Source organism: Halomonas sp. R57-5 (assembly GCF_900070345.1).
In the GTDB taxonomy this organism is placed as follows: Bacteria; Pseudomonadota; Gammaproteobacteria; order Pseudomonadales; family Halomonadaceae; genus Vreelandella; species Vreelandella ventosae_B.
The window spans coordinates 2,250,540-2,273,398 of the sequence record NZ_LN813019.1 but is presented as its reverse complement, the minus strand read 5'-3'; the positions used below and the strand labels follow the sequence as shown (position 1 = coordinate 2,273,398).

Annotated in this window: 30 protein-coding genes; 16 read left to right on the top strand and 14 right to left on the bottom strand. The window is 53.2% G+C overall.

Features of this window, described 5'->3' with window-relative positions:
• Positions 1–5 precede the first annotated feature (5 nt).
• Genes HALO_RS10410 through HALO_RS10390 form a run of 5 tightly spaced genes read left to right on the top strand, consistent with a single transcriptional unit; the run spans position 6 to position 4,711 of the window.
• Entirely contained in the window at positions 6–1,037 is a 1,032-nt protein-coding gene (locus tag HALO_RS10410; RefSeq protein ID WP_035579926.1) for an ABC transporter substrate-binding protein, read from the top strand.
• Between the two features lie 2 nt (positions 1,038–1,039).
• Positions 1,040–1,936, top strand: a complete 897-nt coding sequence (locus HALO_RS10405) for an ABC transporter permease (RefSeq protein ID WP_035579927.1) — start codon at positions 1,040–1,042, stop codon at positions 1,934–1,936.
• A complete protein-coding gene (locus tag HALO_RS10400; RefSeq protein ID WP_050713401.1) occupies positions 1,933–2,721 on the top strand; it encodes an ABC transporter permease in 789 nt (262 codons plus the stop codon). The genes HALO_RS10405 and HALO_RS10400 overlap by 4 nt, the downstream gene beginning before the upstream one ends.
• A gap of 48 nt (positions 2,722–2,769) precedes the next feature.
• Positions 2,770–3,852 (top strand): ABC transporter ATP-binding protein, encoded by a 1,083-nt coding sequence (locus HALO_RS10395; RefSeq protein ID WP_035579930.1) that lies wholly within the window; start codon positions 2,770–2,772, stop codon positions 3,850–3,852.
• The gene (locus tag HALO_RS10390; RefSeq protein WP_050713400.1) at positions 3,845–4,711 is read left to right on the top strand and encodes a phosphodiesterase; all 867 of its coding nucleotides are present in this window, start codon (positions 3,845–3,847) and stop codon (positions 4,709–4,711) included. The genes HALO_RS10395 and HALO_RS10390 overlap by 8 nt, the downstream gene beginning before the upstream one ends.
• Here HALO_RS10390 and HALO_RS10385 read toward each other — a convergent pair.
• Entirely contained in the window at positions 4,708–5,571 is an 864-nt protein-coding gene (locus tag HALO_RS10385; RefSeq protein ID WP_035579932.1) for a bifunctional transcriptional activator/DNA repair enzyme AdaA, read from the bottom strand. The genes HALO_RS10390 and HALO_RS10385 overlap by 4 nt on opposite strands.
• Positions 5,572–5,765: 194 nt before the next feature.
• On the opposite strand from HALO_RS10385, the gene HALO_RS10380 reads away from it, so the two are divergent.
• The gene (locus tag HALO_RS10380) at positions 5,766–6,686 is read left to right on the top strand and encodes a glutaminase (protein ID WP_035579934.1); all 921 of its coding nucleotides are present in this window, start codon (positions 5,766–5,768) and stop codon (positions 6,684–6,686) included.
• 91 nt (positions 6,687–6,777) lie between these two features.
• The gene (locus HALO_RS10375) at positions 6,778–7,383 is read left to right on the top strand and encodes a LysE family translocator (RefSeq protein ID WP_035579937.1); all 606 of its coding nucleotides are present in this window, start codon (positions 6,778–6,780) and stop codon (positions 7,381–7,383) included.
• Here HALO_RS10375 and HALO_RS10370 read toward each other — a convergent pair.
• Positions 7,369–8,202: an AraC family transcriptional regulator gene (locus HALO_RS10370; RefSeq protein WP_035579940.1), complete on the bottom strand. Its 834-nt coding sequence runs from the start codon at positions 8,200–8,202 to the stop codon at positions 7,369–7,371. The genes HALO_RS10375 and HALO_RS10370 overlap by 15 nt on opposite strands.
• Positions 8,203–8,356: 154 nt before the next feature.
• On the opposite strand from HALO_RS10370, the gene HALO_RS10365 reads away from it, so the two are divergent.
• Together HALO_RS10365 and HALO_RS10360 are read left to right on the top strand one after the other, a co-directional pair.
• Positions 8,357–9,175, top strand: a complete 819-nt coding sequence (locus HALO_RS10365; RefSeq protein ID WP_035579943.1) for a DUF1206 domain-containing protein — start codon at positions 8,357–8,359, stop codon at positions 9,173–9,175.
• An 8-nt stretch (positions 9,176–9,183) separates the two neighbouring features.
• Positions 9,184–9,786, top strand: coding sequence for a YqaA family protein (locus HALO_RS10360; RefSeq protein WP_035579946.1), 603 nt, complete (start codon positions 9,184–9,186; stop codon positions 9,784–9,786).
• A 22-nt stretch (positions 9,787–9,808) separates the two neighbouring features.
• Here the strand turns inward: HALO_RS10360 and HALO_RS10355 are convergent, their stop codons facing one another.
• From HALO_RS10355 to HALO_RS10340, 4 genes are all read right to left on the bottom strand, one after another.
• Positions 9,809–10,126 carry an antibiotic biosynthesis monooxygenase family protein gene (locus tag HALO_RS10355; protein ID WP_035579949.1) on the bottom strand — a complete coding sequence of 106 codons (318 nt, stop codon included), beginning with the start codon at positions 10,124–10,126 and terminating at the stop codon, positions 9,809–9,811.
• A 121-nt stretch (positions 10,127–10,247) separates the two neighbouring features.
• Entirely contained in the window at positions 10,248–11,036 is a 789-nt protein-coding gene (locus tag HALO_RS10350; protein ID WP_035579952.1) for a slipin family protein, read from the bottom strand.
• Positions 11,037–11,095: 59 nt separating this feature from the next.
• Positions 11,096–12,454 carry an NfeD family protein gene (locus HALO_RS10345; RefSeq protein WP_050713399.1) on the bottom strand — a complete coding sequence of 453 codons (1,359 nt, stop codon included), beginning with the start codon at positions 12,452–12,454 and terminating at the stop codon, positions 11,096–11,098.
• A gap of 207 nt (positions 12,455–12,661) precedes the next feature.
• Positions 12,662–13,069: a DUF4019 domain-containing protein gene (locus HALO_RS10340; protein ID WP_035579957.1), complete on the bottom strand. Its 408-nt coding sequence runs from the start codon at positions 13,067–13,069 to the stop codon at positions 12,662–12,664.
• 204 nt (positions 13,070–13,273) lie between these two features.
• Between HALO_RS10340 and HALO_RS10335 the strand changes: the two genes are divergently transcribed.
• From HALO_RS10335 to HALO_RS10310, 6 genes are all read left to right on the top strand, one after another.
• Positions 13,274–14,017 (top strand): class I SAM-dependent DNA methyltransferase, encoded by a 744-nt coding sequence (locus HALO_RS10335; RefSeq protein WP_035579959.1) that lies wholly within the window; start codon positions 13,274–13,276, stop codon positions 14,015–14,017.
• A 159-nt stretch (positions 14,018–14,176) separates the two neighbouring features.
• Positions 14,177–14,743 (top strand): isochorismatase family protein, encoded by a 567-nt coding sequence (locus tag HALO_RS10330; protein WP_035579962.1) that lies wholly within the window; start codon positions 14,177–14,179, stop codon positions 14,741–14,743.
• The gene (locus HALO_RS10325; RefSeq protein WP_050713398.1) at positions 14,736–15,743 is read left to right on the top strand and encodes a GlxA family transcriptional regulator; all 1,008 of its coding nucleotides are present in this window, start codon (positions 14,736–14,738) and stop codon (positions 15,741–15,743) included. Before HALO_RS10330 ends, HALO_RS10325 begins: the two co-directional genes overlap by 8 nt.
• Before the next feature lie 44 nt (positions 15,744–15,787).
• Complete coding sequence (locus HALO_RS10320; RefSeq protein WP_050713397.1) at positions 15,788–16,591, top strand: helix-turn-helix transcriptional regulator; 804 nt, start codon at positions 15,788–15,790, stop codon at positions 16,589–16,591.
• A 52-nt stretch (positions 16,592–16,643) separates the two neighbouring features.
• Positions 16,644–17,099, top strand: a complete 456-nt coding sequence (locus HALO_RS10315) for a carboxymuconolactone decarboxylase family protein (RefSeq protein WP_035579965.1) — start codon at positions 16,644–16,646, stop codon at positions 17,097–17,099.
• A gap of 45 nt (positions 17,100–17,144) precedes the next feature.
• Positions 17,145–17,351, top strand: a complete 207-nt coding sequence (locus HALO_RS10310; protein WP_050713396.1) for a YrhK family protein — start codon at positions 17,145–17,147, stop codon at positions 17,349–17,351.
• A 213-nt stretch (positions 17,352–17,564) separates the two neighbouring features.
• Here HALO_RS10310 and HALO_RS10305 read toward each other — a convergent pair whose 3' ends face one another.
• The 7 genes from HALO_RS10305 to HALO_RS10275 form a co-directional block, all read right to left on the bottom strand.
• Positions 17,565–18,110 (bottom strand): nucleotidyltransferase family protein, encoded by a 546-nt coding sequence (locus HALO_RS10305; RefSeq protein ID WP_035579967.1) that lies wholly within the window; start codon positions 18,108–18,110, stop codon positions 17,565–17,567.
• 91 nt (positions 18,111–18,201) lie between these two features.
• The gene (locus tag HALO_RS23520; RefSeq protein WP_197671993.1) at positions 18,202–18,636 is read right to left on the bottom strand and encodes a GFA family protein; all 435 of its coding nucleotides are present in this window, start codon (positions 18,634–18,636) and stop codon (positions 18,202–18,204) included.
• 199 nt (positions 18,637–18,835) lie between these two features.
• Entirely contained in the window at positions 18,836–19,321 is a 486-nt protein-coding gene (locus HALO_RS10295; RefSeq protein WP_050713395.1) for a DUF1456 family protein, read from the bottom strand.
• A 146-nt stretch (positions 19,322–19,467) separates the two neighbouring features.
• Complete coding sequence (locus tag HALO_RS10290; RefSeq protein ID WP_035579972.1) at positions 19,468–19,890, bottom strand: replicative DNA helicase; 423 nt, start codon at positions 19,888–19,890, stop codon at positions 19,468–19,470.
• A gap of 256 nt (positions 19,891–20,146) precedes the next feature.
• Positions 20,147–20,581: a GFA family protein gene (locus tag HALO_RS10285; protein ID WP_081899083.1), complete on the bottom strand. Its 435-nt coding sequence runs from the start codon at positions 20,579–20,581 to the stop codon at positions 20,147–20,149.
• Between the two features lie 60 nt (positions 20,582–20,641).
• On the bottom strand, positions 20,642–21,067 hold the full coding sequence (locus tag HALO_RS10280; protein WP_035579975.1) for an N-acetyltransferase: 426 nt from the start codon (positions 21,065–21,067) through the stop codon (positions 20,642–20,644).
• 308 nt (positions 21,068–21,375) lie between these two features.
• The gene (locus HALO_RS10275) at positions 21,376–21,801 is read right to left on the bottom strand and encodes a VOC family protein (protein WP_035579978.1); all 426 of its coding nucleotides are present in this window, start codon (positions 21,799–21,801) and stop codon (positions 21,376–21,378) included.
• A gap of 104 nt (positions 21,802–21,905) precedes the next feature.
• Between HALO_RS10275 and soxR the strand changes: the two genes are divergently transcribed.
• Positions 21,906–22,388, top strand: a complete 483-nt coding sequence (gene soxR, locus HALO_RS10270) for a redox-sensitive transcriptional activator SoxR (RefSeq protein ID WP_035579981.1) — start codon at positions 21,906–21,908, stop codon at positions 22,386–22,388.
• A gap of 36 nt (positions 22,389–22,424) precedes the next feature.
• On the opposite strand, the gene HALO_RS10265 is transcribed toward soxR, so the two are convergent.
• Complete coding sequence (locus HALO_RS10265) at positions 22,425–22,832, bottom strand: hypothetical protein (RefSeq protein ID WP_035583440.1); 408 nt, start codon at positions 22,830–22,832, stop codon at positions 22,425–22,427.
• Positions 22,833–22,859: the final 27 nt, after the last annotated feature.

Below are 22,859 nucleotides of genomic sequence, written 5' to 3'. Positions count from 1 at the left end.
TTGGTATGAGTCTTAAACGCATGAACCTTAAGCGTCTTTATCAAGCGTTACTGGCCACGGCGGTTATCAGTGCGTCAGGGGTCGCTACTGCCCAGTCAAGCGACAACGCTATCTGCTACAACTGCCCGCCTGAGTGGGCGGACTGGGGCACTCAGTTGCGTTTGATCGAACAGGAGACCGGCATTCGCGTGCCGCAAGACAACAAAAACTCCGGCCAATCCTTAGCCCAATTGGTTGCCGAAGCCAGTAGCCCGGTGGCCGATGTCGTTTACTACGGGGTGACCTTCGGCATTCAAGCCATGGAAGAGGACGTAGTGACGCCCTACCAGCCCGAACACTGGGATGAGATTCCTGAAGGTCTAAAAGACCCCGAAGGCAACTGGTTTGCCATTCACTCCGGCACCCTCGGCTTTATGGTCAACGTCGACGCCTTGGATGGCGCGCCGGTGCCCACTTCCTGGGAAGATCTGCTCAAGCCCGAGTACCGCGGCATGGTGGGCTACCTTGACCCAGCCAGCGCCTTTGTCGGCTACGTCGGTGCCGTGGCGGTCAATCTAGCCATGGGTGGCGATCTTAATGACTTCACCCCGGCGATCGACTACTTCAATCAGCTCGCCGAAAACGACCCAATTGTGCCCAAGCAAACCAGCTACGCTCGAGTACTTTCTGGTGAGATCCCGATTCTTCTCGATTACGACTTCAACGCTTACCGCGCACGCCATAGCGATGGTGCCAATGTAGAGTTTGTGATTCCCGCAGAGGGCAGCGTAGTAGTGCCTTATGTTATGAGCCTGGTAAAAGATGGCCCGAACCCTGAGAACGGCCAGCAAGTGCTTGATTTCGTGCTCTCTGACCAAGGCCAAGCGGTATGGGCAGATGCTTACCTACGTCCCGTGCGCGCCAACGCCATTTCCCCTGAAGCGCGCGAAGTCTTTCTGCCCGATAGCGAGTACGCCCGTGCCGAGGCACTTGACTACCCCGCTATGGCGGCTGCTCAGCGTAGCTTCTCTGAGCGGTATCTGTCGGAGGTTCGTTAATCATGACAGCAGCATCCAAGCAGCCCTCCGGGGCTGCTTCTTACGTTAATAGCCGTCAGATAAAGGTTGGGCCCGCGCGTCGAAAAAGCCTTATAGCAATGTTCGCCTTACTGCCAGCTCTGGTGGTTTTCTGCGCCTTTTGGCTACTGCCTTTTTCGCGTCTAATCATGATGGGCGCAGAGGCTGATCCAAGCAGCGGTATTAGCGCCTACCTGACCATTCTTACCCATCGTCAGTACTTAATCAGCCTGGCCACCACCGTTTGTCTCTCGCTGGTAGTGTCACTGGTAGCGGTTGCCATTGCGGGCGTTGCCGGATTTTTTCTCGCCCGCCAGCGTTTTTTTGGCAAGTCCATACTCGTAGCTATCCTCACCTTTCCGCTGGCTTTTCCAGGTGTGGTGGTGGGCTTTTTGGTCATCATGCTGGGAGGGCGTCAAGGTGCCTTGGCGCAGACCAGCCTGTGGCTGTTTGGCGAGCGCTGGATGTTCGCTTACTCACTGGCCGGGCTATTTATTGGCTACCTCTACTTCTCCATTCCTCGCGTCATTACCACGGTGATGGCAGCCTGCGACAACCTGGATCAAAGTCTTGAAGAGGCAGCTCGCTCGTTAGGTGCTAACACCTGGCAGGTCACCAAGGATGTCATCGTACCCGGCATTGCACCCGCGCTGCTCTCAACCGGTGCCATCTGCTTTGCTACCAGCATGGGCGCCTTTGGTACGGCGTTTACCCTGGGCACGCGATTGAGCATTCTACCGCTCAATATCTACGGCGAATTCACCAACTACGCTAACTTCGCCATGGCCGCCGCGCTTTCGGTGGTGCTGGGTGTGATTACGTGGATGGCATTGAGCCTTGCCCGCAGGCTGGCAGGCGGCAACTTGGGAGCCTCCGTATGAAATCGCGTCTACGCTTTACGCTGCAATTGGGCTTCACCCTGCTGGTGTGCCTGTTCATGATCGTGCCTGTCGCAATGTCAGTCATGGCGGGGCTAACCGAGAACTACTTTGTTGGCCTGCAGAGTGGCTTAACGCTGCGCTGGGTAAATGAGGTGTGGCAGCTCTACGCCGATACCATCTGGCTGTCGATTAAACTGGCGCTCGCCTGTTTATTGATCACTATCCTGATTGGCGTACCCGCCGCCTATGGCCTGCTGCGCAGCCGTCGCCGCTGGGCCAATGCGATTGAAGAACTCCTGCTGCTGCCGGTTGCCGTGCCTGGGCTGGCCACCGCGCTTGCCCTACTGCTCGCCTATGGCAGCTACCGTGAATTTCGCGGCAGCTGGSTATTTATTCTGGTTGGCCATGTGCTGTTTACCTTGCCCTTTATGGTGCGCGCGGTGCTCTCCGTGATGCAAACCGCCAAGCTTCCCCAACTGGAAGAAGCCGCCGCCAGCTTAGGTGCCAGCTTTAGGCAACGCTTTTTCGGGGTGGTCATCCCCAACTGTATGAGCGGCATTTTGGCAGGAGCGCTGGTGGTGGTCACCCTATCGATCGGTGAATTCAACATTACCTGGATGCTGCATACCCCCTTGACCAAAACGCTACCGGTCGGTTTAGCCGACAGCTACGCCTCGATGCGACTGGAAATTGGCTCAGCCTACACGCTGATATTTCTGGTGATGGTGGTGCCCTTGCTGGTGGCGATTCAGTGGGCGGGACGACTCACCGAGCAGCGTCGCTAAGCGCCTTGCGCTTTCAAAACATTCGATTGCTTTATTTGAGAATCCGTTATGAGTTCATCTGTCAGCATTACGCTACACCAATGCAGCCGCACCTTCGCAGGCGGCAACACAGCGCTCCAGCCGCTTGATTTGCAAGTTAATGCGGGCGAAACCCTGGTACTGCTGGGCCCTTCCGGCTGCGGCAAAACCACCACCCTGCGCATTATTAGCGGCCTGGAAAGCCCCGACAAAGGCGGGCAAGTACTGTTTGGCGAGCGTGATGTCACCGCTCTGCCGATTGAGCAGCGCGACGTGGGAATGGTGTTTCAAAACTACGCGCTATTTCCCAATATGAGCGTTGCCGACAATATTGCCTACGGCTTAAAAATACAGCGTTTGCCACGTGCCGAGATCGCCCATCGGCTTGACGAAGTCATGCATATGGTCGACTTACAAGGCTTTGGTGACCGGCGCATCGACGCCCTTTCAGGTGGGCAAAAGCAGCGCGTCGCCCTCGCCCGCGCCATTGCTGTTCGCCCCAAGGTGCTGCTGTTTGATGAGCCGTTAGCAGCCCTCGACGCCAAACTGCGCGACCGCTTACGCATCGAAATTGGCCAGCTTCTACGGGAGCTAGGCACCACGGCGGTTTATGTCACCCATGATCAAGACGAGGCGATGGCCCTGGGTGACCGCATCGCGGTCATGCAAGCCGGACGCATCGCGCAGTTGGGCACCCCCCAAGAGATTTATCATCAGCCGGCTAATGCCTTTGTGGCCGATTTTATTGGTGCGGTTAACTGCCTGGACGTGATCAGCACACGCGCCGATGGAGGATTGGTCGTCCATGGAGGTGAACTCATCGCTGCCCATTTGCAGGGAGTATCCACTGTCTACTGCCGTCCAGAAGATATCCAGGTGGTTTCCGTTGACCAAGCCGATGTAAAGGGGAAAGTGGTACAAAGCATTTTCCTGGGCCAGACCCAGCGCCTGATGGTGGACACGGGCGGCGCTTCGCCGCTCCAGATTGAGGCACCCTCCCGCCAGCGCTGGCCAAACGGCACCGCGATTGGTTTGGCACTCCCCTCCAGGGTGCTTTTTCACCCAGATAAGCCCACCGCCCCTGTTAATGCCAAGGAGATGGCCAATGGCTGATCAAGGTTTCAACATTCAGAAAGCCCCGCATGCCCAGCAATGCCTTATCGCCCAGATTAGCGATCCGCATATCAAGGCGGGCGGTAAACTCTCTTACCGCCAGGTAGATACCGCTAGTGCTCTGCGCCAAGCAATTAGCACGCTCAATCAGCTAGCGCCGCGGCCCGACCTGGTGCTGATTAGCGGTGACTTGGTCGATTTTGGCCATTCTGACGAGTACGCCACCTTTAAGCAGATCCTGGCTGAATTAACGCTGCCCGTGTACGTGATTCCTGGCAATCATGATGACCGCGATCATCTGCGCGCCGCCTTTCCCGAGCACCGTTATCTGTTTCAGCACCGCGACTATCTGCAGTGGGTGATAGAGGATTATCCGGTGCGCCTAGTGGGGCTCGACTCATCAGTGCCCGGTAAGCCCCACGGTGAGTTAAGCGATGAAAGCCTGCAGKGGCTAGACACTACGCTGGCAGAGCAGCCCGAGAAACCGACTCTCGTCATGGTGCATCACCACCCTTTCGTTAGTGGCATCGACCATATGGATCGCCAGCCGCTTAAGCGACCAGACGCGCTAGCCGACGTCATTGGCAAACATGCCCAGGTCGAGCGCGTGCTCTGTGGGCATCTGCACCGTTCAATCCAGGCCCGCTTTGCTAACACTTTGGCGATTAGCTGCCCTGGGGTTTCCCATCAGGTGAGTTTGGATCTAAGCCCAGACGGCCCCTCCAGCTTTCAGCTAGAGCCCCCCGGTTACCTGCTACACCAGTGGTCGGCGACTAACGGTATGGTGACTCACCAAGGGTTTATTGAGCGCTACCCTGGCCCTTTCCCGTTTTATGATGCTAATGGGTTGATTGATTAAGTCGCTAGACTGGGAGCGGGCGATGTGTTGTCTGTGTGAGCCAGCGCCAGTTCCCAAGCTTGTACCATCTGCTTTTTCTCTAATCCCCAGCGGTAACCGCCGAGTGCGCCGCTTTGTTGAATCACCCGGTGGCAGGGGATCCATAGCGCGATGGGATTAGCCCCCACCGCATTGCCCACTGCACGGGACGATTTAGGTGCCCCTAGCGCCTGGGCAATATGGGAATAGCTGGCAAACTGCCCCTCGGGAATCGTCAGCAGCGCTCGCCAAACCGCTATTTGGAAGTTGGTGCCGGTCACGTGTAGGGACACAGCGGCGGCTCCCTCTTCGGACTGAGAGAACAGCCTCTCCACCGCGTAGCGGGTGGCCTCAGTGCTATGTTGAAAGGTGCTGCGCGGCCACTCTTTGGCCAATCTTGCCAGTAACTCCTCCGAATTAGTCGTATCGACAAACCCCATTCGGCAGATACCCCGGGGCGTTACCGCGACGAATAGGCGACCTAAAGGTGTTTCGTGAACGCCATAAGCGATCTCCACTCCTTCGCCCTGGCGCTTATACTCGCCGGGAGTGACCGCCTCTAACTGAACAAAGTGGTCGTAAAGCCGCGAGCCACCGCTCAGCCCAAGGGTATGGGCGATATCCAACAAAGAAGTGGACGAATGCATCAACTGCTTGCCGCGCTCTAAGGTGAGTGCCTGCAAAAAGCGTTTGGGACTAATCCCCGCATAGCGACAAAACAGCCGCTGGAAGTGGAAGGCACTCAAATGAACATGAGCAGCTACCGTTTCCAGGTTGGGCTGTTCCGCCGCATGAGCCACCATATAGGCCATGGCTTTTTCGATACGCTCATAGTCATTCATTGGGTAATCTCTCTAGCGGGGCTGCTTAGTTCCTTTCAGCCTAAGCTTTTAAGGGCGAGTTGCCGACCCGAATCTTGCGCACTGGCGGGTACTCAGACAGTTTATGTTTAAAAGAGACGCTATGTTTAACAGACATTTCCCCTCGTTTTCGCTAGGGTAATGCCCCGCCTCCATTGACGGTACACGATACGCCCATGCAAGACTTGATCAATGACATTGCCGCAGCCATGGCAAACGCCGAAGAACGCGGTAAGGTCGCAGACTATATTCCCGAGCTTGGCCATGTTGACCCACAGCAGTTCGCCATTTCGCTCGCCACGGTGGATGGCAAAGTGTACTCGGCGGGTTGCGCTACCACGCCCTTCTCGATTCAGAGTATCTCTAAAGTATTTACGCTGACCATTGCACTAGGGCAAGTGGGTGATTCGCTGTGGTCAAAAGTAGGCCGCGAGCCCTCAGGTGATCCCTTCAACTCCATCGTGCAACTAGAGCATGAAAGCGGCAAACCGCGTAACCCGTTTATCAATGCCGGGGCCATTGCGGTGGTCGATGCGATCATGATGGGCCACGAGCCCAAAGAGACGCTGGGCGAAATTCTTAGCTTTGTGCGCTATATCGCCAATGATGACAGCATTTACTTCGACCACGCAGTGGCCGCTTCAGAAATGGCCCACCGCGACCGCAACGCCTCGTTGGCTCACTTTATGAAAGCCTTTGGCCGCTTACGCCATGATGTCGATAAGGTGCTAGGCACCTATTTTCACCAGTGCGCTATCGCCATGAGCTGTGAGCAGTTGGCCCATGCCGGGCTGTTTTTGGCCTCGGATGGTATCAACAAACCCAGCGGCATTCGCGTGGTAGCCCCCCAGCGGGCCCGCCGGATCAACTCATTAATGATGATGTGCGGACACTACGACGCCTCGGGGGAGTTCGCCTTTCGCGTCGGCCTGCCTGGTAAAAGTGGCGTGGGCGGCGGCATTCTGGCCATTGCACCCGGCCATGGCTCCATAGCCGTTTGGTCGCCGGGGCTGGATGCCTATGGCAATAGTTTGCTGGGCACCCAGGCGCTCGAAATGTTTGTGCAGCGCACCGGCTGGTCGGTGTTTGGCCATTAGCAGGGCAACGCTTTAAGCAACGACCTCAATTTTGTGCAATACCGCCACCAGTGGCCATTGCAAACTCCTTGCACTACCGAGGAGGATGACAATGAGCGCTACACTACTGCTGCCTACACTTCTGCCCATGTCCGCATTTGCGCTTGCCGCATCTATTTCGCCGGGACCGGTCAACATCGTTTGTTTGAGTAGCGGTACGCACTACCCTATCGCTAAAGGGCTTGTTTTTGTAACCGGCGCTACGCTGGGGTTTATCGCGCTATTTTTAGCCATCGGCGCTGGCCTTTACTCTTTGCTGAGTGTGGCGCCGCTGCTGGAAACGGTTTTACGCTGGGCAGGTATTCTGTTTTTACTCTACCTCAGCTATCAACTGCTACAGCACGACGGGCGCTTGCAGGAGCGAGGCGGCGTTAAAGCGCCAGGGTTTATGACAGGCGCCATGATGCAGTGGCTCAACCCCAAGGCGTGGCTGGCGTCTGCCGCTGGCATTGGCGCCTACACCACTGCTAATGAGCCCCATCTGCTATGGCTGTTCGCCGGCCTCTATCTGCCTATTTGCTGGCTATCGCTGGCCAGTTGGGTATATGCAGGCGCTTTTCTGAAACGCTATGTTCATCGTCCTATCATCTTACTGACGATTAACCGCGCACTCGCTATCTGCCTGGCGGCTAGCGCTATTGTCTTACTGGTTGAGTAACGGATAGCGGTACTGGTTGGGTGTCGCTGCTACCAGCCGCTTAAACGTTCTTTGAAAGTGGGGCTGGTCATTAAAGCCAGCGTTCAAAGCCGCCTCAACGATAGGTTGCCCTTGTTTTAACGCTTGCTGCCCCATCTGAATGCGCTGATTAATCAGGTAAGCATGAGGCGTTAGTCCGAAGTGCTGTTTAAAGGCGCGAATCAAGTGCCCAGCGCTATAGCCGGACTGCTCACATAGGCGCTCTAGCGATATATCAGCGCTACAGTTGGCACGCAAATAGGCCGCGACCTGTTCTAGCGCACTGGGCGCTTGGGGCAATACCGCGGGGGATTCTTGAGCAAGCACTTGCAGCATGGTAGACAAGTACTCGACTAGCGCCGTTTGCTTATCGCTAATGTCGCGGTGCCCATCCAGCAAACAAGCAGCCATATCGCAGTACCCGGCATAAAGCGCTGGCTGGGTAATGACGGCGGTGGCGATATCTTGCCAGTAAGGCGTATTTAGCAGACCCAATTGGTAACGCAATTCAGTCAGCCACTCGGTATCGACGTAGAGCATCATATACGCCCAGGGCTGGTTCTCAATGGGGTTGCAGGCGTGCACCCAGTGGGGGTTCATCATAACGATGTCTCCCGTACTAATCTGATGCGTCGCATCACGATAGCAAAAAGTGCTTTTACCTGCGGTAACGGCCCCCAGCGACCAATGCGTATGGCTGTGCGGCGCATAGCAAACTTGTCGCGCATCGCTAATCTTGCGCAGCTCCACATAGGACATACGCGTATCCCGCCAGAAGATAGGTGACGAAATTGTACTCATGTTCTGCTCTTGTTATTCAAAAATAGCCTTTGACGCTTCGGCTTGGCCTAGGCTGGACAATAGCACAGCACACGCCCAGTATGGGCCACTGATAAGCGCTATATGAACTAGATTGCATAGGGATGCGCAACGCCTAATATGTCAGGAGGACACCATGGCCAATAGTATGAATAACCCCGACCACCGTGATGCGATTACCCTTTTCGCCCGCATGGGTTACGCCTCTCGGGGCATTGTGTATGTATTAGTAGGCGGCCTTGCAGCGCTGGCAGCTTTTGGGCAAGGCGGCCAAACAGAAGGCAGTCGGGGCGCCTTAGAACGCGTGCTCACTGCTCCCTTCGGAAAAGTCTTGTTAGCCATTATGGCCATCGGCTTGGTGGGCTACGCGATGTGGCGGATCATCCAAGCAGTTAAAGACACCGACCATCACGGCAACGGTGCCAAGGGGCTGGCAATTCGTGCGGGCTTATTGGCCAGCGCCATTACCCACACGTTGTTGGCTTTTTTTGCCGCCACGCTCATCTTGCAATTTGCGGGCTCTTCAGGTGATTCAGGTGGCGGCTCACAAGGCGTCGCAGGTTGGCTGATGCAGCAGCCTTTCGGGCGCTGGCTGGTAGGCGGGGTCGGCCTCATCATGATTGGCGTAGGTATCGCCCACGCGCTTAAAGGCTACAAAGCCAAATTCGACAAACACTTTGCTATGCCACCCAAAACTCAACAATGGGCCTATCCTATCTGCCGTTTTGGCTTAGTGATTCGTGGTCTTGTATTTGTGATCGTGGGTAGCTTTTTTATCATCGCCGCTTATCAAATCAATCCCAATGAAGCTGGCGGTATGGGCGAAGTGTTTAGCACGCTGCGAAGCCAGCCTTTCGGTCAGTGGCTACTTGGGTTTGTCGCACTGGGACTCTTCGCGTTTGGTCTCTACAGCCTATTAGCGGCTGTCTATCGCCGCATTAATCCCGAAGTGTAGAGACCTGCATGGCCATAGCATCCAAACGCACTAAGCAGTGGTTTGAGCGTATTAACGGCTCGAAGAATATGCTGTGGCTACTCGCCACCCTCTCCTTTTTGGAGACTATTATTCTGCCCATTCCTCTTGAGCTGGTGTTGATACCGCTGATGGCCGTTAATAGGCAGCGGCTGTGGTTACTGGCTTTGGTCACTACTGCGGGCTGCCTCGTCGCGTCGCTGGTGGGCTACAGCATTGGCTTAGTGCTTTATGAGTCGGTGGGCACCTGGTTTATTGAGTCTATGGGGATGCAGAATAGCTACCAGGCATTTCAAACATTTTTCGATCAGTACGGTTTTGCCGCTATTTTGGCCATTGGAATACTACCGATTCCCTTCCAGGTGGCGATGATTACCGCCGGGCTTTCCGGCTACCCAATCGTAATGTTTGTAGTAGCGACATTAATCGCCCGTGGCTTGCGCTACTTCGGCCTTGCCTGGCTGGTTCACCGCTTTGGCCACCGTGTTCTGGTACTGTGGAAACGCCATGCCTTGGTAACCAGTTTGGTGGCAGGGGTTGTTGTACTTGCGGTGGCTCTAGGAATGCAGGCACTGGCTGGGCTGGTGGTGTAAGCCGTGAATCGATGCCAACCAGCTAAATACCGTAATCTCGCTCGACTTTAGCGATACGGGTTTTGAAGTGTTGGTACCACTGCTGATGGCCTAGCCGCTGAGCCTCTTGATGCTCAGCATGGGCTTTCCACGCTTTAATAGACGCCAAGTCGGCCCAGTAAGAAACTGTTACACCCACTTCATTGCGGGCAGACTCCACTCCTAAAAATCCCGGCTGCTGCGCTGCAAGCTCAACCATTCTTGCCGCCATCTCGTCATAGCCGTTATCGACCTCTGTGCGTAGTGAAGTAAAAATAACGGCGTAGTAAGGCGGTTCGGGGGTAGTGGCAATCATGGACATGGCATCACCGGGTTTCTTGGATCAGGGGCTTCGAAGCATATCCCATGAAACAAAAAATGTATTCAGGGAGCCCACTGCCAGCTGCCGCCAAACCGTACCACAGGCAGTGGGAAGAGCTAGCCTAGGCGTCATCCTGCGCCTTACCAGGCGGTGCTGCCGTATGCTTGGCTTTCATATCCTTGAAGGCTTCCATAATGTCCATGGGCAGCGGGAAGACGATCGTCGACGCGTTCTTGTTGCTCATGTCGCTCATGGTCTGCAGATAGCGTAACTGCAGCGCGGCGGAGTTTTCCTGCATCACATTGGCCGCTTCGACCAGCTTCTTGGAAGCCTGCAGTTCACCCTCGGCATGGATGACCTTGGCGCGACGTTCGCGCTCCGCCTCGGCCTGGCGGGCAATGGCGCGGATCATGCTCTCGTCAAGATCCACGTGCTTGATTTCGACGTTCGCCACCTTGATGCCCCAGGAGTCCGTCTGGGCGTCGAGGATTTCCTGGATATCGTCGTTGAGCTTGTCGCGCTCGGAGAGCATTTCATCCAAGTCATGCTTACCCAGCACCGAACGCAGCGTGGTCTGGGCCAGTTGACTGGTGGCCTGGGTAAAATTCTCCACCTGAATAATCGCTTTTTCCGGATCCACCACGCGGAAGTAAAGCACGGCGTTGACCTTCACCGTGACGTTATCCTGGGAGATCACGTCCTGCTCGGGCACGTCCATGGTGATGACGCGCAGGTCGACCACCTGCATCTTTTGAATCGCGGGGATCACGATGACCAGGCCCGGCCCTTTCACCTTCTGATAGCGGCCCAGAAAGAACACTACGCCGCGTTTGTACTCCGGCAGTATGCGAATGGAGGCGGCGATTAGTAGCACCACTAATACGACTGGGACAAGATACGAAAGAATCATGGGGCACCTCGTTTAGCGGATGATCAATTACCCAACGACAGCCACCAAGGCCAGGGTCGCTAGGGATGTGAGACATAGACCGTCAAGCCTTCAAGACGCACTACCTTCAGCTCCTCACCCTGCTTGACGGGAGCATCGCTCACCGCATTCCAACGTTCGCTGTGCAGCCAAACGTGGCCGTTGGTTTCAAAATCTTCCAGGGCAACGGCACTAGCACCTATCATCTGCTCGATACCGGTATGCGCCGGGCGACGGCGCAGCGTGGCAAAGCGCGTCAACGTCCACAGCATCAGGCCGCCGGATACCAGCGCCACGCCGCCAATCAGCGGTAATGAAATCGCCATGTACTCGGCATCCATGAGCATGATCGACCCGAGTACAAAAGCAATAATGCCGCCGAGCCCCAGCACACCAAAGCTGGGCATCAGAGCCTCGCCCACCATCAAGGCAAGCCCGACGACAATCAGCGCCAGACCAGCGTAGTTGATCGGCAGCACCTGAAATGCAAACAGGGCGAGCAACAGGCAAATCACGCCAATGGTGCCGGGAAACAAGCTACCGGGACTGGCAAGCTCGAAAACCAGCCCGTAGAAGCCGATGATCATCAAAAAGAAGGCGATGTTGGGGTTGGTAATCAGCGACAGCACCTGGGTGCGCCAATCCGGATCGAAGCGCTCGATAGTGAGGTCGGCGGTCTCGAGGGTGGCATCACCGCTTTGCATAACCACGCTGATGCCGTCGATCTGTTCAAGTAGATCGGTGAGATCGCGCGCCACCACTTCGATGACGTTCTGCTCCAGCGCCTCGCTGGCGGTGAGGTTGACGGCATCACGCACCGCGTCTTCTGCCCAATCGGCATTGCGATCATGGCGTTCCGCCAGGCTGCGGATAAAGCTCACCGCGTCTTCCATCACCTTGCGTTCCATGGCGCTACCCTCGCCTTCCGACTCGTCAGCCGCGCTGTCATCGTCGCCTTCATTGCTGCCGGGCAGCCCGCCGCCCATCTGAATGGGCGTGGCCGAACCGAGATGCGTCGAGGGGGCCATGGCGGCCACATGGCTGCCGTAAAGCAGATAGGTGCCCGCGCTTGCCGCGCGCGCACCGCTGGGGGATACGTACATGACGACGGGGACATCAGCGTTGAGCATCTCGCGAATCATGTCGCGGGTAGTGTCGMCCAGYCCGCCGGGGGTATCGAGCTCGACGATCACCACTTCGCTGCCCTGCTCGCGGGCTTTATCCAAGCCGCGCTCGAAGTAATCCTTGGTCGCCGGGCCGATCGCGCCTTCGATATTGAGCACCAGCGCGCTGGAAGAAGAGGACTGCGCCATGGCCTGCCAGGTCAACGACATGGTAGCCATTAGCAAACCGGCAACTATCAACCAGAGCCAGTGCGGTTTGAGAGAAAGGGTTTGCATACCCACTCCTCGCATTCAACGCCTGAACATTCCCCTCTGAATCTGAAGCTTATCCATAGCAACATACACAAGGCTATCTACTCAACGTAGCAGCCACTTTGAGCTTCGTCATGAACAACGTGAAGGCAAGCTTCGTGGGTAAAAAGAGCCTGAACCAAGTTAGCGATTTTGAAGGCCAGAGGTGGTCGAAATATTTTGAGGAATCGGTTAGTTCAAGTAATAACCACTCACTTTCCACGTCCCCTCTTCCAAGTGAGGGGTGATGGTTTCCGTAATCTGCGGCCTGTTTTCAAAACTTGTTTGGAACGTCAAAACCGCGTAGTCATCTCTTGGAGCCCCTGGCATAGAGGTTTCGCGAACGACGCTTACTTGCCGACGGGATTGAACCGCACCAAAGTCACGGCGCGCTGCACCAATCGTCCGTTCTAACATGTGCGGTGAAAGCGGCTTTTTTAGTAATGAAGACGAAGTTTCCCATGCCTGCTCATACTGACCGCTATCGATGGCTTCTAGCCACGCCAACGCCGCCGCCTCTGCATCACTGCTGTTTGCATGAGCTTGGGAGGATAGCGAGAGAAACAAGGTGGCAAAGATAAAGATCAGGTTTTTGGGCATAGCAGGGTCTCTTGGCATTTAACAACGACCAGAGAAATCTTCATGGCCTTTGCTATATATCGGTAAACGTCAGGATTTCTTTAGGGTCCCAGAAGGTATTTGATGAACACCAACGCTCCTAGCTATGGCTCTGCTTCTCAAACCCTACCCGCTCGTTTACTATGCGCCACCCACAATCTTTCAGTTGCCACTATTTAGGTCACCATGCCCGTCAACGTCCTCTATACCGACCTTTCTGGCTACTACGATTTGATGTGCGTAGATATCGACTATCAAGCGCAAAGTCACGCCATTCGCAGGCTGCATCAGATTTTCGGTAACGGCGGTACGACACACCTAGATTTAGCCTGTGGCACCGGCCCACACGTGCGCCATTTCATTGATCTTGGATACGCCAGCAGCGGGTTGGATATCAACCAACCCATGCTGGATATCGCCGCCACACGCTGCCCAGAAGCGCTCTTCACGTTGCAAGACATGAGCGACTTCAAAGCCAACGAACCTCAAGACTTAATCACCTGTTTTTTATACTCAATCCACTACAGCGATGGCATTGAAAAGCTCAAAGCGTGTATATCCAGTGTTTATCGTGCACTCAAGTCTGATGGCATTTTCTGTTTTAACGCCGTCGATAAAGACAAAATCGATAACGCTTTATCTGTTAAGCACAGCGCCAAACAAGCAAACGATTTATTCACCTTCCGCTCCGGATGGCACTACAGCGGCCAAGGCGAAAAGCAGTCGCTTAGACTCAGCATTGAAAAAGCCAACGCTGAAGGAACACTGCTATGGAACGACGAACACCCCATGGTAGCCGTCAGCTTTGCAGAGTTAAGCGCACTCTTAGCGCCTCACTTTGAGGTTCATGTGTTTGAGCACAACTATGAAAAGATCATCCCCTGGGATAACGCCTCAGGAAACTCTATTTTTGTCTGTGTGAAGAAATAAACCCTGCTTGCCCCTGAAAATCACCATCTCCCGTGCTGTCCGTCAGAAAACGTTGGCCATACATGGCCGAAATTGTCCCCTTTGTGACCGGTCAACGCATCGTTGGCTGAATGCGTAACAGCTAATCTGTAGCCTCACTTCACCACGATGAGATTAGCCATGGCCCAGCCTAAAACCGCATTGTTATTAATTGATGTTCAAGCCTCCTTTCCCGCCCGCGATTACTGGGTAGAATCACTGGCTCAGGCGTGGTGCCCCAAGCAGCGTGCAGTGCTAAATGCAGCCCAGGCCAACGCTATACCGGTTGTGCGCGTTCTGCATGAAGAACCTGGCAGCCAAGGGGCTTTCGACCCTGATAATGGCCTTATTCGTCCGCTCGATGACTTTAACGATGAAGTGGCGGTGACCTTCCATAAACGTGCGCATAACGCGTTCAGCGATACCTCACTAGAAAGCTGGTTACGGGAGCGAGACATTGAACGGCTGGCGATTAGCGGTATTCGTACCGAGCAATGCTGCGAAACCACCGCACGCGTGGCGTCGGATTTAGGGTTTAGCGTCGACTTTATCAGTGATGCTACCCTAACGTTCCCCATGACGCGCCATGGCACCACTTGGTCAGCTGAGGATATTAAGGCACGCACCGAACTGGTACTTGAAGACCGCTTTGCGCGTATTATCAGTACACAAGACATGATCAACGAATGGCAAAACACGCGTGAGTGAAGAGCAACAACATAGCCAGCCGCCATCCGCAAGAGCCACCACCTTGCGTGTGGCGGTATTGATGATGCCCGGCCAGGTGCCGCTTGATTTGATTGGCCCGCTACAGGTCTTGCAGTGTGCAGACCGACTTTCGATAGACGTTCAGGTGCGCTATCTCGGCCCCCAAGCGGCCATGCAGTGGCTAGGGCCGCTTACTCTTAGCGGCATCGATCCCTTGCCTGAACAGCTTCCTACTCAAGATTTACTGCTTATTCCGGGGCAGTACCGCAATAGCCTTGAGCCATTGGTGCAGCAAGAATGTGTCGCTTGGCTCAAGGAGAATGCCCACTATGCAGATACGCTGATGACCGTTTGCTCGGGCACGCTATTACTGGCGGATGCTGGCCTGTTAGAGGGGCGACGCTGTACCACCCACCACACGCTAATTGAACAGCTACAAGCCAAAGCCCCACAAGCAAAGGTACAACGTGATTGTATCTTTACCGAGGACGGGCGCTATTTAACCAGCGCGGGGATTTCGACCGGCATTGATACCATGCTGTACTGGCTAACCCGCGCTTGCGGCCACTCGCTGGCTCTAGCGGTAGCGCGGGAGATGGTGCTGTATCTTCGCCGTAGTGGTCAGGAGCCTCAGCTGGGCGCCTGGCTTGAGGGCCGCAATCATGTGGATGAACGGCTGCATCGCGTTCAAGATGCAATTTGCGCCGCCCCTTCGCAAACCTGGCGTATCGAGACATTAGCGGCTCAGGCAGCCATGAGCGAGCGTCATTTTCGGCGCCAATTCAAAAGCCTCACCGGCATGCTGGTCGGCGACTACATTATGGGGTTGCGCCTGCAGCGAGCCAAAGCGTTAATGACCGAAACGACATGGACGCTAGCACGCATCGCCGAAGCATCCGGATTCGGGGATGAGCGGCAGCTAAGGCGCAACTGGGCTCGCCAGGAAAAAGCGCCGCCTAGTGTATGGCGCCGGGCCAGCTCCCAGACGCTGCGTGATTGAGTTAATGTGAGCCATCATTAAAAAACATACCATTGGTTGACGCCATGACCGAATTCATCTTGCCAAGCAACGCCAACTATCTTAATTTTCGGCATCGCCTGCCTGATAAACGCTTAGCCCCGTGGGTGCAGTGCCTTTGGTCAATGGGTCGCCCAGGGCATCTCACCGATCCCCGAACCGAAAAGTTCTACCCAGATGCCGGTGCTAGCCTCAGCATCAAGCTCACCAGCCCCCACCCCATTATCACGCTCTGTTTCAACAAAACCACGTTGATAGAGACACTCGACACCACCGCGCCCTGTCTGGGCATTCGTTTTAAGGCAGCCGGCACCCACTGCTTGCTGGGTTTGCTACCCGAAGCATTCACAGATACACACTACCGTTTGGAGAACGAGCTTGAACCATTAGGATTGCAAGGATTAATGCCCGTGGTAGAGCGCCTCTACCAGTCGGACTCGCAACAGGGTTTACGCCTGCTGGAAACATGGTTGTTACATCGACTAGAAAGCCAGTCACCCGCCAATAGCCGTATCACTACGATTGTTMAAGCCATTGGAGAACTACAGCTTCCGCCCCAACAGTTAGGCGCCACGCTCGGGTTTACCCGACGTACCCTGGAGCGCAAATTAAAACGTGAAGTGGGCGTTACCCCAGGCCAATTAGTAGCCTATGCCCGACTGAACCGAGCCCGCCATGGACTGCTTGCAACCACGCTGCCCTTAACGGAAATAGCCCTACAATGCGGCTACTATGACCAAGCTCACTTCACCCATGCCTTCCAATCACTCGCCTATGAAACACCCGCCGCCTATCGCAAGCGCAAACTGTCGCAAATTTACAAGGCGTAAAAAAACCTCGACGTTAAGCTGAGTTCTCAACTTACTCACCGAGGTTCCCCACATGTCTACTCGTATGTCTCAACAGTCTGTGTATCGCCTTTACCCCCGCCTAGCTAAGCACCTTACGGCACTAGGCGACGTTGCCCCAGACTCAACGGTTAATCGCTCGATAATCCACTTGGTCAACCTACGTGTTTCGCAAATTAATCACTGCTGCTTTTGTCAGCACATGCATTCGCAAGAGGCCAGAGACGATGGCGAACACCAGGTTCGCTTAGACGTATTGCCTGCTTGGCGTGAAGCGCCCTGCTTCAGCACACAAGAACGCGCCGCACTCGCCTGGGCCGAAACACTAACACTGGTCAGCCAGCAAACTGTGAGTGACAACGACTATCAAAACGCCCTAGCTGCGTTTGGTGAGCAGGGGCTAATTGACCTCACCGCCATTATTGTCCAAATCAACAGTTGGAATCGAGTATCGGTGGGCTTTCAGTTTGCACCGGACATCAGTATTTAAGCACTGTGAGGCTCTTGAAAGTAATAGTTCAGATAAGGAAATAAAATGAACAGTGAGATAGCGCAGCATCAACAGCTACCCAACCTACTCGGTCTCTTATCAAGCTTATTTTTCTTCTTTGGCAGTCTTTTGTTTCTTCCCGCTTTTGCGAGCTACGCAACCGTAGGCGTATGGTGTTTTGTAATGGGCTCACTCATCATGTTCATTATTTACGTGATGAGTATGAAAAATACTGGTAAGAAGCGCATTTAATTGAGTCGACGTTCGACATTGATATAGCCGCTGGGTTTAAGTTACCTAGCGGCTATAAGAATTAATGCGGCGAAAATTACTTCAATGAAAAATTAATGACATTAGCACTCAATCTTTCGGTATCCAGCAAAACCCGATAGCCGAAATCCATCTCCTCTAAACCATTAAGCTAATGGGAGCTGACGTCGTAAAAGCTACCATTGGGATGCCTGATTAGGCATTTACCACCAACCTTGGCCAGGTTTGTAGCCATCGCTTAGCGCATATTCGGGCTTCAAAATCCGTTCGTTTTGGCCGTTTGGGATTTAATGTAATGGTATAGTCAAACAGTGGCTTAACATCAAAGGGAGCGACAAGGATAACCTCTCCATCGTCATCCAAAGCAGCGCCTACGGCAGTTTCTAGCTCTATCCAGAAACTCATGGCATCTTCAGTGGATGTATACGGACAGTCATTATTTCTCTCGTGCATTCTTGCCTGATTCTTTACTGACCAGGGAAACGTTGAGACTTCCCTTAATCCTTGCTCGATATCATGATCGTGGGAATCGTTTATGTCGTCAGGATCGAAGTAAATTAAATCGATGTCGTTGAGGGCCGTATTCGATGAAAAGTCATGCAGCTTGTCCCACACCAAGTTTCTAACGAATCCAGCAGCGAGACACCACCCCGGCAGCTTCTGCGCAGCCGCTATTGTCAGCGCCTCAATACGGGCCGGATCACTCATTAGCCATTTTTTTACCAGCGCTTCATGCTCCATCTCAATACCTTACCAATGCGCCTATTTTGAATTGCTGGGTGGTGCTGAACCATCCAATGCTGGACACGTTATAGCTCCCCTATCCCTGATGCTACAGATCAGATTCATGTTTGATACCGTCGCTAACCGGTACACCATCCAAATCACAGGGGTTAACGCCTTCCAAGCACCCGACATTGAATCCATACACAGTGGGGTTCGAGCGCGTTTGGTGGTGGGTGTAGATGCCGCAGTTTGAACAGAAGTAATGCTTTGCGACACCTGAATTGAACTGATATAGCTTTAGATGCTCAGTACCGCGAAGAATGTGAAGACCACTCAATGACACATAGGCCATAACAGCGCCTTTGCGCCTACAAATAGAGCAGTTACACCTTTTCGGGTCAACAAGACCATCAGGCAGATCGAGTTCGAGCTCCACCATGCCGCAGCAGTGGCATGTAGCCCTGTGCCTAGGTTGAATGTTAACTCCGCCCACTTGCTTGATCACTGGAAAGGCTCCCGTATGACTCAGTACTGGTGACATCGAAGTATTTTTGCGAAGGCTAACTCAGCGCGAGCGTAGTCCGGGGCTAGCCTTATCAAGCCCTGAACTCGTAGTGGAAAACGTCCCTATACTCGACGTTCAATTGCGGGGCCTGATAAAACTTTTCAGTTCTTGTCGTGAATATAAAACCCGCATTTGCTAAAGCCATTTGAGCAGCGACGCTTCCAACCCTATGAGCTCAGGACTCGGTGCTTGGAGTATCCTGATTTGGCCGCAATTGAAGCTGCATACCGAGTAAGAAATTTCGCAGCACCTGATCTTTGCACTCTCGATAATTCTTATGGCTGGGCTTGCGGAAAAACGCACTTAATTCATGGTTACTTAGGTTGAAGCCAGCCAGTTCAAAAGCAGCCAAAATATCTTCAGCCTTTAAATTCAGCGCAATACGCAGCTTCTGAAACACCATATTGTTGTTCAACTGCGATTCTGGCACGGGCTGCGGCCCTTCGCGCTTACCACGCTTAAAGCTAATAAAGCCGTTCAAAAAAGCCGCCAGCTCTTTGTTCTTCATGGTGACAAAGGCGTCGTCTTCATCCTTTTTCAGCCAGGCAGTTACCTGCTCTTGAGCCACGCTGACCTCTGCCAAGGCGAAGATATCCACGATGGKGCTGTCTTTTAAATCAAAGGTGTAACGTATGCGGCGAAAAATATCGTTATTGGTCAAAATAGTGTCCCTAGTCTTAGGCAAACCCAGCACAATCAGGCTTTATGTGCATCTACGTTTATCGTGAATATGATTAAAACCAGCAGCTTAAATAAACTAGGCTTTGTACGAAAACTGCCTGCGCTAGCCGTCTTTTCGTACAAACCCTAACCTGTTGTCAGCTTTCCAAGCAGCTCGTCAATTTCGTCTTTCAGCTCGCCATCTTCAATTTTATTGGCGGTGACTTGGGCATTTTTAAGATTACTGATAGCCGCGTCGGTTTGGCCCAGTTCGACCTGCAACTTCGCCATGGAGAACGCGATAGATGACATGTGATCCTTCGAGTTAACGGCGACGGCCTTTTCAAAGGCTTTTTCGTAGACGGCCAGCGCCTCATCCAGCTCTTCCGTGAAGTCAGCCAATGTTTCCCACTGCTCTGGATGATCTTTATCGGTGCTCTCATTCTCGGTGCAAATAGCTTCCAGCTCCGCATAGAGCGCATCAAAAGCCTCTCTATCCTCTTTATCGGCAGCCTTCATGAGCTTTTCGGCGAGTTCGTAAACCGCCTTGTATATTTTGGTGTTAATCATGAACGACTGCCTTTTCTCTATTTAAAATATAGTAACAAGTAAACAAACCTGCTGAAAATCAACGTATGTAACGAAGCCACCCCACCGTTACCAGTGGCATTATACCCTTTGGGGATGGCTCTACGGGCGATCATTTTACGGTTTTTATGCTGGGGTGTTGGTTGAGTGGTCGTCCTAGCGGCTCGCGCCATCAGACCACTCCTTAGAGGTATTGGAGGACATTTCAGCTATCAATGGCAAAAAATTCGACCTGCATTCAACAACTTGGCTTCTGCAATGCCTGGTTAAGCGATTCCAAACTATCAAGGCCACCATCTAAACGAACACAACCCTCTGATTCTGACGCCCAAGAAGCCGATGAAGAAAGGTGAAGATGAATAGATATTTGCGACGCAGTCACATTATTCAGCAAACCAGCGGGAACCCACACCAACCCAGAGTCTCTCAGTTGATTGGGTACCAGACTGCCGCAGACCGCACAAAAATCATTCCGATAGCCGGTTGGCTTCTGAAAAGTACTGATTTTGGATTGGCCGGAAAGCCAGCAGAAGCTATCCGCTTTTACAAAAGTGGCCGTATTTGACGCAGACCCTGTCGCTTTGCGACACAAAGAGCAGTGACATTGATAGAAGCTCGGTATCTCCCCTTCGATTTCGAACTTAATCTCCCCACACAGACATTCACCGTTCACCGAATATTCCTTAATGCTTTACACCATCGATTACAAACAGCAGCTAATAGCTACACGCTGTTAACAGTAGTGCTCCATGATGAATTCAGGATGGCCAGTTTGTTCGTCAATCTGCTCACTTAATGCAATGAAGCCATGTTTTTGATAAAAACTGATGCTGGAAGCGTTCTGTCTATAGACACTTAGCTGTAAACACGCCCTTCTGCTCTTAGCATCTTCAATCAACGCTGACCCTATACCATTTCCCTGCAGGCTTGGTAGCACAAAAACTGCTGCTAACGTATTTCCATAGAGGCAATAAAACCCTGTAATCTGCTCATCAGCCTCAAATACAAAGGTCTCTGATGCAGGGATGTATATATCCCGCATATCGCTAACTTTTGACTGCCAAAATTCAGAACCAACAAAGGAGTGGGCTTTAATCGAAGCTGAAAGCCAGATATCCAAAATTTGTTCAATATCCGCCTCGCGGTATTTACGAATCATCTAAATGTTCCTAACGATGGTCAATGGCGCCAAAGGCGGTACTGAAAAGCTGCCTAGCCCTGGATAAGGTTGCACCTGAACCAGCGCTAGGCAGCTTCATAAATTTAGGCCGGTATGCTTTGTCTTCCTTAGGGTCAATCCGTTCCTTCCATAGGAGTAATTAGCTCTCATCACTTCCTGAAAGCCTTTTTGCTTCCAAGTCCCACTGAAAGATCCAGGAATTTTAACAGGTTATTCTAAAGATATTTCATGATGCATCAAAGCTAAACTATTACGGTTCAGCACCCCGGAAGGTGCTGAACTGCTTATTAAGTGGCATCTTGATTTAAATTCCGCTCGGCCGGGATATCGCTTAGATACTCGACAAACTCCACCTCAAACCCAGCCGGATCGACAAAATAAACATTCTTGCGAAACGGCTCTACAGCTCCTGGTTTCGCAATGGCATAACCCGCGTTATTTAACCTGGCCACAACGGCGTCAAGGTTATCGGTCACATAGGCAAAATGGGCTAAGCCAACGCTGTGGCCTTTCAAATCGCGATTCGCCCCTTCGCCATGATCGCTTAGCGCCAGGTAGTGTTCGTCGTCACCAAAGTGCACCCATTTACGCGGTTTGCCATACCACTCGCCATGGCCTTCATCGCGTACCCGCCAATGCGGGAATACGGCGCGGTAAAAATCCAACATGGCATCCATATCATCAACGACCAGATTAACGTGTTCCAAGTACATAAGAGTCTCCTTGCGTTAAGTGAAATGGCAGGATAAAACCTCAACTTCACTTGAGGTAAAGCTGTTTTTGGAAAAAAATAGCAAAAAAGATTCAGGAGTGCGTGATGGCAGAGGCAATTTGGAGTGTTGGCAAGGTGGCAAAGCGCTGCGGCATTAACGTCAGTACCTTGCACTTTTATGAGCAGCAAGGTCTGATCCATAGCTGGCGTAATGCGGGCAATCAGCGCCGCTATAAACCAGAAGTACTAAGGCGGATTTCGGTGATCAAAGCCGCGCAGAAAGTCGGCGTGAGCCTGGAAGAGATCAAGCGAGCTTTTGAATCACTGCCCAATAACCGCACACCGACGGTTGAAGACTGGCAACAGCTTTCAAAAAACTGGCAGCAGATGCTCGATGGCCGGATTGCTTATCTGCAAAAGCTCCGTAATAACCTGGCAGGCTGTATAGGCTGTGGCTGCCTGAGCATGACCAGTTGCCCGCTCTACAACCCGGACGACAAGCTGGCGGAATCAGGTAGCGGCCCGGTGCTTCTCGATCAGGCAGAACAGAAAGCGAGAGCCCAGCAAGATCCAAGCGCTAGCTCATAGACCTTAAGAGTAGTCCTCAATAATAGCTGTCGAGCCTTAAACTACACGGATGAACCACTTGGGCTTGATGCGCCCGAAGTCACGACGGGTGTTTGTTTTCAAGGCTTTCTTGGAATCCAACACCACGGTTTCCCGCTCGCTTCTAGCAAACACCACCCAATGCCAGAAAGGTCTGCCCTGCTCCATGCGCCATTTGATCGCCAACAGTGCTTTATCTGGAAGGCTCTCCCAGGTATCAAATGGCGTCTCCGTAGGGGCAGCCGTGATCCCCAAAGCACGCAAGAGCTTACGGACGTACTCGGTGTCTGACCAAAGCGCTGTGTCTTCGGCATAGATACCCATGGCGTTGGCTGTCTCTTTCGCCTGTGCATAGCTAATGCCCGCAAGAGCAGCGCATGATGCGATGCCACAGCCGGATCTTTCTTCTTGAATGACGGGGTTCATTTGCATATTGATTAACGTTTGCTATAA